Here is a 13848-nt window from a genome sequence, read left to right on the forward strand (position 1 = left end):
AGACGGGTGGGCCGGCGGCGAAGCGCGACCGATAAACTGTTCTCGGACGACGCCGGGCGCAGCTCCTGTCGCGTCCGCCAATGATCAGCCAGCAGCCGCTGCAACCCCAGGGAGCGTTGTGTCCCGTCGCCTGTTCACCTCGGAGTCCGTGACCGAGGGTCACCCCGACAAGATCGCTGACCAGATCAGCGACACCATCCTCGACGCGTTGCTCCGCGAGGACCCCACGTCCCGAGTCGCCGTCGAGACGCTGATCACGACCGGCCTCGTGCACGTGGCCGGAGAGGTCACCACCCAGGCGTACGCGCCGATCCCGCAGCTCGTCCGGGACAAGATCCTCGAGATCGGCTACGACTCCTCCAAGAAGGGCTTCGACGGCGCCTCCTGCGGTGTCTCGGTGTCGATCGGCGCGCAGTCCCCGGACATCGCCCAGGGTGTCGACACGGCGTACGAGACCCGCGTCGAGGGCGACGACGACGAACTGGACCGGCAGGGCGCCGGCGACCAGGGCCTGATGTTCGGCTACGCGTCCGACGAGACACCGACGCTGATGCCGCTGCCGATCTTCCTGGCCCACCGCCTGTCCAAGCGGCTCTCGGACGTCCGCAAGAACGGGACCATCCCCTACCTGCGCCCCGACGGCAAGACCCAGGTCACCATCGAGTACGACGGCGACAAGGCGGTCCGCCTCGACACCGTCGTCGTCTCCTCGCAGCACGCGTCCGACATCGACCTGGACTCCCTGCTGGCTCCCGACATCCGCGAGTTCGTCGTCGAGCCGGAGCTGAAGGCGCTCCTCGACGAGGGCATCAAGATCGACACCGAGAACTACCGCCTGCTGGTGAACCCCACCGGCCGCTTCGAGATCGGCGGCCCCATGGGCGACGCCGGCCTCACCGGCCGCAAGATCATCATCGACACGTACGGCGGCTTCGCCCGCCACGGCGGCGGCGCCTTCTCCGGCAAGGACCCGTCCAAGGTCGACCGTTCCGCGGCGTACGCGATGCGCTGGGTCGCGAAGAACGTCGTCGCCGCCGGCCTGGCCGCGCGCTGCGAGGTCCAGGTCGCCTACGCGATCGGCAAGGCCGAGCCGGTCGGTCTGTTCGTCGAGACCTTCGGCACGCACAAGGTCGACCCGGAGAAGATCGAGAAGGCCATCGACGAGGTCTTCGACCTCCGCCCGGCCGCGATCATCCGCGACCTCGACCTGCTCCGCCCGATCTACGCCCAGACGGCCGCCTACGGCCACTTCGGCCGTGAGCTGCCCGACTTCACGTGGGAGCGCACGGACCGTGTGGAGGCGCTGCGCGAGGCGGCGGGCCTGTAGGACCGTCCACCACGCCACGCGGTGAGCGAGGCCCGGTGCCCCTTCGGGGGGCGCCGGGCCTTTCGCGTGCGGAGCGGGTGTCCCGGGCGGTCGCCCGCCCCTCGGGCGGGCCGGGGCGGCTGGGCTGCGATGGGGGCCGTTGTCGGAGGGGTTTGGTAAGAATGCAAGCGTGAGCAGCGAGAACGGGCACGGGGAAGGCGGCGCCGGTGGCGACGGGGCGCCGCCGGAGCAGCTCGCGCTGATCCGGGAGAGCGTGCGCCGGGCCAAGGTGCCGCGGGCCAAGCCGCGCACGTGGCGGGGGGCCGCCCTGGCCGAGGAGCTGCCGGTCGCCCGGGTGCTCGTCGACAAGGGGGTGCTGCATCTCGACCGGTATTTCGACTACGCGGTGCCGGCCGAGCTGGACGCCGACGCCCAGCCCGGTGTGCGGGTGCGGGTCCGGTTCGGGGCCGGGCGCGGGCGGGTGCGCGAGGGACGGCGGGAGGGCGGCGGGCTCATCGACGGCTTCCTGGTCGAGCGGCTCGCCGCGTCGGACTACGCGGGGCCGCTGGCCGCCCTCGCCCAGGTGGTGTCGCCGGAGCCCGTCCTGAGCACGGAGCTGCTCGGGCTGGCGCGGGCCGTCGCCGACCGGTACGCGGGGAGCCTGGCGGACGTGCTGCAACTGGCCGTGCCGCCGCGCAGCGCCAAGGCGGAGCAGCGGCCCTCGCCCTCGCCGCTGCCACCCCCGCCGGCGCCGGAGACGGGGTCCTGGGCGCGCTACGAACGGGGGGCCGCGTTCCTGGGGGCGCTGGCGTCCGGGGCGTCCCCGAGAGCCGTGTGGAACGCGCTGCCGGGGCCCGGGTGGAGCGAGGAGGTGGCGCGGGCCGTCGCCGCGACGCTGGCCTCCGGGCGCGGTGCCCTCGTCGTCGTCCCGGACGGGCGGGCAGCCGCGCGCGTGGACGCGGCGCTGACCGGCGTGCTGGGGGAGGGACGGCACGCGCTGCTCACCGCCGACGCCGGGCCTCAGAAGCGGTACGGGCAGTGGCTCGCCGTGCGGCGGGGTGCGGTCCGGGCGGTCGTCGGGACGCGGGCGGCCATGTTCGCCCCGGTGCGCGACCTCGGGCTGGTGGTGATCTGGGACGACGGCGACGACAGTCACAGCGAGCAGCACGCGCCGCAGCCGCATGCGCGGGACGTGCTGCTGCTGCGGGCCGCGCAGGACGGCTGCGCCTTCCTGATGGGGGGGTGGAGCTGCACCGTCGAGGGTGCGCAGCTCGTCGAGACCGGGTGGGCGCGGCCGCTGGTCGCCGCGCGGGAGCAGGTGCGGCGCGCGGCGCCCCTCGTGCGGACCGTGGGGGACCAGGACCTCGCGCGCGACGAGGCCGCCCGGGCGGCCCGGTTGCCGACGCTCGCCTGGCAGGCCGTCCGGGAGGGGCTGCGGCACGGGCCGGTGCTCGTCCAGGTGCCGCGGCGGGGGTACGTGCCGCGGATGGCGTGCGCCGCCTGCCGGGCGCCGGCGCGGTGCCGGCACTGTTCCGGCCCGCTGGAGGCGCGCGACGGCGGCGAGCTGTCGTGCGGGTGGTGCGGGCGGGAGGAGAGCGCCTGGCACTGCCCCGAGTGCGGGGGGTTCCGGCTGCGGGCGCAGGTCGTCGGGGCGCGGCGGACCGCCGAGGAACTGGGGCGGGCGTTCCCCGCCGTCCCCGTGCGCACGTCCGGGCGTGAGCAGGTGCTGGACACCGTGCCGGGGACGCCCGCGCTGGTCGTCAGCACCCCGGGCGCCGAACCCGTCGCCGAGGGCGGCTACGCGGCGGCCCTGCTGCTGGACGGCTGGGCCATGCTCGGGCGGCCCGACCTGCGGGCCGGGGAGGACGCCCTGCGGCGGTGGATCGCGGCCGCCTCGCTGGTCCGGCCGCAGGGCGACGGCGGCACCGTGGTCGTCGTCGCCGAACCGACCCTGCGGCCGGTGCAGGCGCTGGTGCGCTGGGACCCGGTCGGGCACGCGGTGCGGGAACTCGCCGAGCGGGCCGAACTGGGATTCCCGCCGGTGTCCCGGATGGCGGCGGTGGCGGGCACGGGGGAGGCGGTGGCCGCGTTCCTGGACGCCGTGGAACTGCCCCCGGAGGCCGAGGTGCTGGGGCCCGTTCCGCTGCCGGTCACCCCGCCGGGGCGGGCGCGGCGGCCGGGGGCGCCGCCGCCCGGGGAACAGTGGGAGAGGGCGCTGGTCCGGGTGCCGCCGGGGAGGGGGGCCGCACTGGCCTCCGCGCTGAAGACCGCGCAGGCGGCCCGGATGGCCCGGGGAGGGAACGGGGGAGGGGCGTCGTCGCCGGTGTGGGTGCGGATCGACCCGGCTGACATCGGGTGACGGCCGGCTCCGGCGGGGACCGGACCCACGGAGGGTCCTCGTCGTCGTGCGGGCCGGGTACGGGCTCGCTGTCTCTCGGCCGTCGTGCGGGCCGGGTACGGGCTCGCTGTTTCTCGGCCGTCGTGCGGGCCGGGAGGGGGCTGCCCCTCGCCGCCGGGCGGGGCGCGTACGTGGCTGGCTCCCCGAAGCGCGTTCGCGGCCGGCTCCCCGAGGCGTGCCCGGTGCGCGGCTGCCCCCTCGGGAGCGGGCGCCGAGGGGGCTCGGGAGCGGGCGCGCCGAGAGGGCAGGGGGGACGCGTCGTGCGTCAGCCGTTGCGCGGGCCGGGGAAGGCCGTCGGTCTGGCCTCCTCGCGCAGGACGGGGCTGCCGGCCGTCGGCTGGGTCGGCATCGAACGGGCCGCGGGGACCGTCGGGACCACCGAGACGCCGGTGCCCACGTTGACCGTGCGGGTGCCCGCCGGCTCCGCCGCCCGGTCGGGCTCCGCGGTGGCCTGGGCGGTGGCGCGGCGGGAGCCGTACCGGCGGTGGACGGCCTGCTTGGTGACGCCGAGCGCCGAGCCCACCGCGTCCCACGAGAAGCCGAGCGAGCGGTCGAAGTCGACCGCCGCGGTGACCAGGGTCTCGACGCTGTCCCGCAGCTCCTGCGCGAGGCGGACCGTGGGGGCGGGGGCGCGTCCGTAGACGACGAAGCCCGTGGACGGGCCGGAGCGGCGCGGGCGGTAGACGTTGCCCAACTGGGCGGTCAGGGTGCGCAGTGCGTCCACCTGCCGGCGGACCCGCTCGATGTCCCGCACCAACAAGTGCAGGCTGGCCCGGGCCTGGGCGTCGTGGGTTGCGTGGTCGGCCATGAACAAGCCTCTCGAACCGGCGTTGAGGAGATATGGGGCGGGCCGCCGTGGAGAGCGGTCCGGTGTGGTCAACTCTTTCTTGACCAACGCGGGTTCGCTCCGCTGGTCACGGTGTGGGGGCGTATGGGCATATGCGTACGCCCCCGTCGCGGGGCCCGCGCTGTGCGGCCCCGGCCTGCGCCGATCGGTCCTCGGCCTGCGCCGGATCGGTCCCCGTCCCGCGGCGATCGGCCATCGTCCCGCGGCGATCGGCCATCGTCCCACGCCGACCGGTCCCCGTTCCGCGCACGGCGGGCCCGTTCTCCGGCGCCGGGCACCGCACGGGCCGTTTCCCGGCCGGACCGCTCCCGGGAAGGCCGCTCCCGGCGGCGGACGCGTCCCCAGGGGCGTCGCCGGTTCGCGTAGCCCTCCCCGGTCATAAACTTGTGCGCTGCCCCGTACCCCGTCCGAGAGGCCCGTGTCCACCCATGAAGCTCGTCTTCGCCGGTACCCCCGAGGTCGCCGTCCCCGCACTGGACGCCCTGATCGCCTCCGGGCGGCATGAAGTGGCCGCCGTCGTCACGCGGCCCGACGCTCCCGCGGGGCGGGGGCGCCGGCTGGTCGCGTCCCCCGTGGCGCAGCGCGCCGAGGAGGCCGGGATCGAGGTGCTGAAGCCGGCCCGGCCGCGGGAGCCGGAGTTCCTGGAGCGGTTGCGGGAGATCGCCCCGGACTGCTGCCCCGTCGTCGCCTACGGCGCCCTGCTGCCCCGGCCGGCCCTCGACATCCCGGCCCACGGCTGGGTCAACCTGCACTTCTCGCTGCTGCCCGCCTGGCGGGGGGCCGCGCCCGTGCAGCACGCCGTCATGGCGGGGGACGGGATCACTGGCGCGTCCACCTTCCTCATCGAGGAGGGGCTGGACTCCGGGCCCGTCTACGGCACGGTGACGGAGGAGGTCCGGCCCACCGACACCAGCGGCGACCTGCTGACCCGGCTGGCGTTCGCGGGCGCCGGGCTGCTCGCCGCCACCATGGACGGCATCGAGGACGGCACGCTGAAGGCCGTACCGCAGCCGAACGACGGCGTCACCCTCGCCCCGAAGATCACCGTCGAGGACGCGCGGGTCGACTGGAGCGCCCCGGCGCTGCGCGTGGACCGGGTGGTGCGCGGATGCACGCCCGCCCCCGGCGCCTGGACCACCTTCCGGGGCGAGCGGCTGAAGCTGGTCCAGGTGCGGCCGGCGCCGGTGCGCGACGACCTCGCCCCCGGCGCGCTCGCCGTCGGCAAGAACAGCGTCCACGTCGGCACCGGGTCGTACGCCGTCGAGCTGCTGTGGGTGCAGGCGCAGGGCAAGAAGCCGATGCGGGCTGCGGACTGGGCCCGCGGGGTGCGCATCGCGGACGGCGAGCGCGTCGGGGCGTGACGCTCCCGCACGGCTCCCGACCCGCCCGACGTAGGCTGGGAGCGTCGTTTCTCCTGCTATCCGGAGCACCTTTTTCGTGAGCGATCAGCCCCGTCGTCCCCGTTCCCGTCCCGCCGGCAAGCCCTACCGGCGGCCCCAGAAGGACCCCGTCCGCATCCTCGCCTTCGAGGCGCTGCGGGCCGTGGACGAGCGGGACGCGTACGCCAACCTCGTGCTGCCGCCGCTGCTGCGCAAGGCGCGCGAGCGCGGGGACTTCGACGGGCGGGACGCCGCGCTCGCCACCGAGCTGGTGTACGGGACGCTGCGGCGGCAGGGGACGTACGACGCGATCATCGCCGCGTGCGTCGACCGCCCCCTGAGGGAGGTCGACCCGCCGGTCCTCGACGTGCTCGGACTCGGCGCGCACCAGCTGCTCGGGACGCGGATCCCGAGCCACGCCGCCGTCTCCGCCACCGTCGAGCTGGCGCGGGTGGTGCTCGGCGACGGGCGGGCCAAGTTCGTCAACGCCGTGCTGCGCAAGGTCGCCCGGCATGACCTCGACGCGTGGACCGAGCAGATCGCCCCGCCCTACGACGACGATCCCGAGGACCACCTCGCCGTCGTCCACTCCCACCCGCGCTGGGTCGTCTCCGCGCTGTGGGACTCCCTCGGCGGCGGGCGGGCCGGCATCGAGGACCTGCTGGAGGCCGACAACGAGCGGCCCGAGGTGACGCTGGTCGCCCGGCCGGGCCGGGCCACGGTCGACGAGCTGCTGCGCGAGGAGGCCGCCGTACCGGGGCGCTGGTCGCCGTACGCGGTACGGCTCACCGAGGGCGGCGAGCCGGGCGCCGTCGACGCCGTACGGGAGGGGCGCGCGGGCGTGCAGGACGAGGGGAGCCAGCTCGTGGCGCTCGCGCTCGCCCACGCGCCGCTCGACGGGCCCGACGAACGGTGGCTCGACGGGTGCGCGGGCCCCGGCGGCAAGGCCGCGCTGCTGGCGGCCCTCGCGGCCGAGCGGGGCGCCGTGCTGCTCGCCTCCGAGAAGCAGCCGCACCGGGCGGGGCTCGTGGCCCGCGCCCTCGACGGCAATCCGGGGCCGTACCAGGTGATCGCCGCGGACGGGACCCGCCCGCCGTGGCGTCCGGCGTCCTTCGACCGGGTGCTGGTGGACGTGCCCTGTACCGGGCTCGGCGCCCTGCGGCGGCGGCCCGAGGCGCGGTGGCGGCGCCGGCCCGAGGACCTCGACGGCTTCGCGCCGCTCCAGCGTGGGCTCCTGCGGACCGCGCTGGAGTCGGTACGGGTCGGGGGCGTCGTCGGGTACGCCACCTGCTCGCCCCACCTCGCGGAGACCCGGGCCGTGGTCGCCGACCTCGTCAAGCAGTACCCGGAGACCGAGCTGATCGACGCCCGGCCCCTGCTGCCGGGCGTGCCGGCGCTGGGCGACGGGCCCGACATCCAGCTGTGGCCGCACCTGCACGGGACCGACGCGATGTACCTGGCACTCCTGCGGCGAACCGGCTGACGTCCGCTCCGGTCGGCGTCCGCTCCGGTCGGCGTTCGCGCGGCTTCTCGGAGCGAGCGCCTTCCTCCGCCTCCGTCGCCCCGCCGCCCCGGTGTCACAGGCTGCTGCTAGAACAGTGCGCGTCAGCCGTCACACCGTCAAGGGACCGATGTGGAACTCCAGGTCGATGTACCTCAACACCCGCGTCATCCGGAGCACTTGCGTCACTTCCACGGGCTTCCCGTCCTGACGTTCCCTCAGGCCGCCCACGCCGCGCCACCGCTGCCCGACGCCGCTTCGGTGGCGTGGCGCTTGCGGTGCGGGCTGATGAACGGTGACGAGAGGTCGGACGTCTACTGGGACCGCTTCACCACGAGCGTGCCGCTGGCGGAGGTACGCGCGCTGATCTTCGGCAGCACCTGGTACGGATTCGACGGGTGGCCCTCCGGCACGATCCGGATGCTCGTCGAGCTGAGCCCCCGACTGACCAACCTGGAAGCGGTGTTCCTCGGCGACGTCGACTCCGAGGAGAGCGAGGTCTCCTGGATCACCCAGTCCGACCTCGCCCCCCTCCTGGAGGCGTATCCCCGCCTTCAGGAGCTGGGCGTGCGCGGCAGCACGGACCTCGAGTTCCCCGCGATCCGCCACGAGGGGCTGCGCACCCTGCGCTTCGAGAGTGGCGGGCTGCCGGCCTCGGTGGTGCGCAACACAGCCGCCTCCGACCTGCCGTCGCTGGAGTACCTGGAGCTGTGGCTGGGGGACGAGGAGTACGGCTGCGACGCGACCGTGGAGGACCTGTCACCCCTCCTCCAGGGCGACCGGCTGCCCTCGCTGCGCCACCTCGGGCTGCAGAACAGCCGGTTCCAGGACGAGATCGCCGCCGCCGTGGCCCACGCCCCCGTCGTGGCCCGGCTCGAATCCCTCCGGCTGTCGATGGGCACGCTCGGCGACGAGGGCGCGGAGGCGCTGCTCAGCGGGCAGCCGCTCACCCACCTGCGCTTCCTCGACCTGCACCACCACTACCTCGGCGACGACATGATGCTGCGGGTATGGGAGGCCCTCGAACCGGCGGGCGTACGGGTGGACCTGTCCGACCGGCAGGACGAGGAGGAAGAGGAGGAAGAGGACGACGGCTGGCGCTACACCGCCGTGGCCGAGTGACCGCGCCCGCCCCGACCCCGCCCCCCTCCCGAAAGGCCGCCGTGACCTCCCTTCCGGTCCTCCACAACCACCACGACCGTGTCCTCGCCAGCCGCCACCTCAACGCGCACGCCCCCTGGCTGGACCTCGCGGAGCCCGTGTCGATCGCACACGTCATGTGCGCGGCGCGCGAGACACGCCGTGAGCCCGCCGCGGTCGGCTCCCGGCTCACCGAACTCGGATACCGGGTGCCCACCGCCGAACAGCTGGCCGCCGTCACCGACGACGACATGAAGCTGCTCAGCCGCGACCTCGACGGCGCCCGGCCCTGGATCGTGAACGGTCCTCCCCTCTCCGTCAGGGGGCAGGTCTTCTGGGCCGCCCGGCGGCTGGGCCGGCCGCCCGCCGAGATCGCGGCCCGCTTCGCCGCACTCGGCGTCCCCGTACCCGGTCCCCCGCACTTCCCGGCGACCGTGGACGACTACGACCTGAAACTGATCAGTCAGGACACCGAGGGCGCCCCGGACTGGATCGGGCTCGGTGACGCCCCCCGGCTGCGGGGCCACGTCCTGCGGGCCGCCCTGCGGCTGGGGTGGTCGCCCGCCCGCGCGGCGGCCCGGCTCGCCGGACTCGGCTTCCCGGGCCCCCGCGAGCGCCTGCCCGCGACCGTGGACGACGACGACCTGCTGCTGGTCAGCGGGCGTCTCTTCAGCGGGTGGCCGCCGATGGACGAGGACGACGTGCCCCGGATGAGGGGCCGTGTCCTGTGGGGCGCGGAGCGGCTGGGCCGGCCGCCCGCGGAGATCGCGTCCCGGTTCGCGGAGCTGGGCTACCGGACGCCCGCTGCGGACACCTTCCCGGAGCGGGTCGAGCCCGACGACCGGCACCTGACCTCCAGCCGGTCCGACGACCACACGTACTGGATCCCCGACGACGACCTCGTGCCCCTCGCCCACGTCCTGACGGTCCTCCCGCACATCGGGGACGCGTCCAAGGCGCCGGCGGAGACCGCCTCCGCGGTCGCCGCGCTCTGCGGGCGCTACGCCCGTCTCGGCTACCGCGTCCATCCCGGTGCGGCGGAGGCGACCGCCGACGACCTGGTCCTGGTCAGCGCGGGGCTGGACGGACACGCCCCCTGGCTGGACCCCGAGCAGCCCGTGCCGCTCGCGCACGTCCTGCGCTTCGCCCACGCCCACGGCCGCGTCCCCGCCGAGGTGGTCGCGCGGCTGGACCGGCTCGGGTACCACCGGCTGCCCGAGGACGCGCCGTCCGGGTCCGTGGACGCCGAGGCGGTCGCACTCCTCGGACACGCGTGGGGAGAGCGCCCCTGGCTCGACCAGGACGATCCCGAGTGGTTCCCCCACCTCGTCGCCGTCGGCGCCCGGACCGGGAGAGCCCTCGCCGAGGCGGCGGACCGTCTGCGGGAGCTCGGTTTCCGCATCCCCGAGGAGGAGCTCCCGGACCGCACGACCGAGGAGGACCTGCGGCTCATCAGCCGGCAGGTCGTCACCGCCGGCCCGCCCTGGCTCTCCCGCACGGACCCGGTCCCGGCCGGCCACGTCCTGTGGTCCGCCCACGCCCGGGGTTCGAGCGTCGCGCCCGTCCTGGCCCGCCTGCGGGAACTGGGCTGCACCCGCCTGCCCGACGTCCCCGACACCGTGGTCACCGACGACGACCTCCGGCTCGTCAGCGAGCAGGGCGACGGCCGTCTGCCCGTACTGGCGGACACCGTTCCGTACGGCCGTGTCGTCCAGGCCGCCGTCGCGACGGGGGCCGGCCTCCGTGAGACCGCGGAACGGTACCGGGAGCTGGGCCACACCGACGTGGTCCTCCCGGCCGGGCCGCTGCCCGAGTCCGTGACCGGGGACGACGTCGAGCTGCTCCGGACCGACACGGGCTGGCTGGCGCCCGACGCGGCTGTCCCGCCCCCGCACGTCGTACGGCTGGCGCACGCCGCGGGCACCAGCCCGGCCGGCATCGGACGGCGGTTGCGCGCCCTGGGCTTCCACGGCGTCCCCGCCGCGCTGCCGGACACGCCGTTCGCCGGCGACCTCGTCCTGATCAGCCGGGACGGCGACGCCACCGCGCCCTGGCTCCCGCCGGGCCAGGCCGTGCCGCCGGAACACGTCCGCCGCGCCGCCGGCAAGCTGGACGCGAGCCCGCACGACGTCGCCCACCGGCTGATCGCGCTGGGCCACGCCCTCACGTACACCCCGCAGCCCGACGACGCCGTCATCGTCAGCCAGAACGCCGACGGCCGCGCCCCCTGGCTGGGAACCTCGGGGCCCGGGCACGTCCTGCTCACCGCGAAGGTGCTCGGCCGCACCCCGGCCGACATCACCGACCGTCTCGCGGAACTGGGCCACGAGGGGCGTCCCCTGCCGGAGCCGGACGGCTTCGACGACGAGGACCTCCTCGTCCTCAGCGAGGGGCTCGACTCCCGCGCGCCCTGGCTCGCCTGGGGGACGACCCCGTCGATGCGGCACGTGCTGAGTGCCGCACGGCTGACCGGCAGCAGTCCCCAGGCGGTCGGGGAACGCCTGACCAGGCTCGGCCTCACCGTCCACGTGCCGCCCACGGTCGCCCTGGACGACCTCGACATCGTGGAGGCGATCACCCGGTACGAGGGCGAACGCATGGAGATCGAGAACGTCCTGGAGATCGTACGGAAGACCGGCAGAAGCCCCGCCGAGGTGGCCGCACGCCTGCCCGCGCTGGGCCACGACGTCCCCGACGCCGACTACCCGACCCGGCGCCCCGCCCCCACCCCACCCCGACGCCCCTGAGCCGGACAGACCACGAGAGGACACACCCCGGGCCGGGCGCGGGGAACCGCGCGCCCGGCCCGGGGACGGCCCGCGCTGTCGATTCGGCCGTCTCCGTCCGTCGGGCGGGATGCGGGTCGCCCGGGTGGCACGGGGCGCGGCGTGCCCGGTGAGGGGCGCGGGGAACCGCGCGGCCGGCCCCGGACGGCCCGCGCTGACCATACGGCCCCCTCCGCCCCGGGACCGATGCCACCCACCCCCGGAGGGCATGGCAGGCTTGGGGCATGGCCGCGCAGATCAATCCCAGCATCCTGTCCGCCGACTTCGCCCGCCTGGCGGACGAGGCCCGGGCGGTGGAGGGAGCCGACGGGCTCCACGTCGACGTCATGGACAACCATTTCGTCCCGAACCTCACGCTCGGAGTGCCGGTCGTAGAGTCACTGGCCCGCGCGACGGACACCCCGCTGGACTGCCATCTGATGATCGAGGCGCCCGATCGGTGGGCACCGCAGTACGTCGAGGCGGGTGCCTCGTCCGTGACCTTCCACGTCGAGGCGGCCGCCGCGCCCGTGCGACTCGCCCGCGAGATCCGCGCGAAGGGCGCCCGCGCCTCCATGGCGCTCAAGCCCGCGACGCCGATCGAGCCGTACGAGGACCTGCTGCCCGAGCTCGACATGCTGCTGATCATGACGGTCGAACCGGGTTTCGGGGGCCAGGCCTTCCTCGACATCATGCTCCCGAAGATCCGCCGCACCCGTGAGCTGATCAGCAAGCACGGCCTCCAGCTGTGGCTCCAGGTCGACGGCGGCGTCTCGGCCTCGACGATCGAGCAGTGCGCCGACGCGGGCGCGGACGTCTTCGTGGCCGGGTCCGCGGTGTACGGTGCCGAGGACCCGGCGGAGGCGGTCCGCGCCCTGCGCGCACAGGCGGAAGCGGCCACCGCCAAGGCCTCGTGGGCAGGCGACCACTGAGCCACAGCTACGTGAACGGCTCTCATCAGGGCTGATCGAGTCCGCCGGATCTGCGAGGATGAACGGCGAATCCAGAGTGTGAACAGCAGTGAGGAGATCGCCGTGTCGGGTATGTCGGCGGGCCGGTCAGCCATGCGGATGGGACCCGCTGAGCTGGTGCAGGCGGCGGCCATGGCCCGCCGCTTCTACCTCGAGGGCAAATCCAAGATCCAGATCGCCGAGGAGTTCGGCGTCAGCCGCTTCAAGGTGGCCAGGGTCCTGGAAACCGCTCTCGAACGGGATCTCGTACGCATCGAGATCCGTGTGCCGGCCGAACTGGACGCCGAGCGCTCGGACGCGCTCCGCGCCCGCTACGGCCTTCGGCACGCCGTCGTGGTCGAGTCCCCGGCCGACGCCGAGGAGACGCCCGACCCGGAGAACCTGGGAGAAGTGGCCGCCGACCTGCTCGGCGAACTCGTGAACGAAGGTGATGTGCTGGGCCTGGCCTGGGGCCGCTCCACGATCCACATGGCGGCGGCGCTGGACCGGCTGCCCCCGTGCACGGTGGTGCAGCTGACGGGCGTGTACGACGCCGGGACCGCCGAGCGCGGCTCCGTCGAGGCCGTCCGCCGCGCCGCCCAGGTGTCCGGCGGCGACGCCCACCCCATCTACGCGCCGATGCTGCTGCCGGACGAGGCCACCGCGGCCGCGCTGCGGCACCAGACCGGGATCGCCCGGGCCTTCGAGTACTTCGACAAGGTCACGGTCGCCTGCGTCTCCATCGGCTCCTGGGAACCGGGCATCTCCACGGTGCACGACATGCTCAGCGACGAGGAGCGCTCGCACTACGCCTCGCTCGGCGTCGCCGCCGAGATGTCCGCGCACCTCTTCGACGGGGAGGGCCGCCGGGTCGGGCGGGACCTCGGTGAGCGGTGCATCACCGTCAAGGCCGACCAGCTCCGCCGTATCCCCGAGGTCGTGGCGATCGCGGGCGGGCAGCGGAAGGCGGCCGCGATCGACGCGGTGCTGCGGTCCGGGCTCGTCACCAGCCTGGTGACGGACACCTCGGCCGCGGACTACCTGATGACGGCCGGGCCCCCGCCGAAGCCGGCGCTCAACAGGACGGACCCGGACGGGTCCTGACAGCGGGTCAGTACCGGGGGCGGCGGTCCGGCCGCCCCCGGACACCGGACAACACGACGCGTTCAGGCGGTGCCGATATGACGGAGCACGTGCTCACGCTGGACCTCGACGGAGTCGACGGCAAGGCGGCCCTGATGGACCGCTGCGCCCGCGACCTGGAGCTGCCCGACTGGTTCCCCCGCAACTGGGACGCCCTCGCCGACAGCCTCACCGGCATCCCGGACCGCCCCGAGTCGGGGCCGGTCCTGGTCGTCGTACGCAACTGGCGGCCGTACGCGAAGGCACGGCCGGAGGAGTGGGAGATCGCGCAGGAGGTGTTCTCGTCCGCGGTGGACCAGGCGCCCGCGCTCTCCGTGGTGCTCGCTCTCGGAGGAACCTCCTAAACGCCCCTGAGCTGCTTGGACGTTCTGTCCGGGCACCGCAGCGCGGTCGTCATGGGACAATGAAGTACGTGCTTT

10 protein-coding genes are annotated in these 13848 nt (G+C 74.9%); 9 read left to right on the plus strand and 1 reads right to left on the minus strand.

The window, feature by feature from the left end; all coding sequences use genetic code 11:
• Nucleotides 1–118 precede the first annotated feature (118 nt).
• Together metK and ACFV9M_RS28240 are read left to right on the plus strand one after the other, a co-directional pair.
• The gene (gene metK / locus ACFV9M_RS28235; protein ID WP_385067083.1) at nucleotides 119–1327 is read left to right on the plus strand and encodes a methionine adenosyltransferase; all 1209 of its coding nucleotides are present in this window, start codon (nucleotides 119–121) and stop codon (nucleotides 1325–1327) included.
• Nucleotides 1328–1496: 169 nt separating this feature from the next.
• Nucleotides 1497–3665 (plus strand): primosomal protein N', encoded by a 2169-nt coding sequence (locus ACFV9M_RS28240; RefSeq protein WP_385067085.1) that lies wholly within the window; start codon nucleotides 1497–1499, stop codon nucleotides 3663–3665.
• Nucleotides 3666–3969: 304 nt separating this feature from the next.
• Here ACFV9M_RS28240 and ACFV9M_RS28245 read toward each other — a convergent pair whose 3' ends face one another.
• Nucleotides 3970–4512: a hypothetical protein gene (locus tag ACFV9M_RS28245; protein ID WP_385067088.1), complete on the minus strand. Its 543-nt coding sequence runs from the start codon at nucleotides 4510–4512 to the stop codon at nucleotides 3970–3972.
• Between the two features lie 467 nt (nucleotides 4513–4979).
• Here ACFV9M_RS28245 and fmt point away from each other — a divergent pair, with 467 nt between their 5' ends.
• From fmt to ACFV9M_RS28280, 7 genes are all read left to right on the plus strand, one after another.
• Nucleotides 4980–5912, plus strand: a complete 933-nt coding sequence (gene fmt / locus ACFV9M_RS28250) for a methionyl-tRNA formyltransferase (RefSeq protein ID WP_385067090.1) — start codon at nucleotides 4980–4982, stop codon at nucleotides 5910–5912.
• Nucleotides 5913–5988: 76 nt separating this feature from the next.
• Nucleotides 5989–7413 carry an RsmB/NOP family class I SAM-dependent RNA methyltransferase gene (locus tag ACFV9M_RS28255; RefSeq protein ID WP_385067093.1) on the plus strand — a complete coding sequence of 475 codons (1425 nt, stop codon included), beginning with the start codon at nucleotides 5989–5991 and terminating at the stop codon, nucleotides 7411–7413.
• 150 nt (nucleotides 7414–7563) lie between these two features.
• Complete coding sequence (locus tag ACFV9M_RS28260) at nucleotides 7564–8553, plus strand: STM4015 family protein (protein WP_385067096.1); 990 nt, start codon at nucleotides 7564–7566, stop codon at nucleotides 8551–8553.
• Nucleotides 8554–8594: 41 nt separating this feature from the next.
• The gene (locus ACFV9M_RS28265) at nucleotides 8595–11318 is read left to right on the plus strand and encodes a hypothetical protein (RefSeq protein WP_385067100.1); all 2724 of its coding nucleotides are present in this window, start codon (nucleotides 8595–8597) and stop codon (nucleotides 11316–11318) included.
• Between the two features lie 263 nt (nucleotides 11319–11581).
• Nucleotides 11582–12268 (plus strand): ribulose-phosphate 3-epimerase, encoded by a 687-nt coding sequence (gene rpe / locus ACFV9M_RS28270; protein WP_385067103.1) that lies wholly within the window; start codon nucleotides 11582–11584, stop codon nucleotides 12266–12268.
• 78 nt (nucleotides 12269–12346) lie between these two features.
• The gene (locus ACFV9M_RS28275; RefSeq protein WP_385067106.1) at nucleotides 12347–13390 is read left to right on the plus strand and encodes a sugar-binding transcriptional regulator; all 1044 of its coding nucleotides are present in this window, start codon (nucleotides 12347–12349) and stop codon (nucleotides 13388–13390) included.
• A gap of 77 nt (nucleotides 13391–13467) precedes the next feature.
• A complete protein-coding gene (locus ACFV9M_RS28280) occupies nucleotides 13468–13773 on the plus strand; it encodes a barstar family protein (RefSeq protein ID WP_385067109.1) in 306 nt (101 codons plus the stop codon).
• Nucleotides 13774–13848: the final 75 nt, after the last annotated feature.

This window comes from Streptomyces sp. NPDC059895 (genome assembly GCF_042731035.1).
Taxonomy (GTDB): Bacteria; Actinomycetota; Actinomycetes; order Streptomycetales; family Streptomycetaceae; genus Streptomyces.

Bases quoted from the DNA above. Each gene is read 5' to 3' on its own strand.
- ACFV9M_RS28245 (WP_385067088.1), bottom strand. From the start codon at position 4,512: ATGGCCGACCACGCAACCCACGACGCCCAGGCCCGGGCCAGCCTGCAC.
- ACFV9M_RS28280 (WP_385067109.1), top strand. From the start codon at position 13,468: ATGACGGAGCACGTGCTCACGCTGGACCTCGACGGAGTCGACGGCAAG.
- rpe (WP_385067103.1), top strand. From the start codon at position 11,582: ATGGCCGCGCAGATCAATCCCAGCATCCTGTCCGCCGACTTCGCCCGC.
- fmt (WP_385067090.1), top strand. From the start codon at position 4,980: ATGAAGCTCGTCTTCGCCGGTACCCCCGAGGTCGCCGTCCCCGCACTG.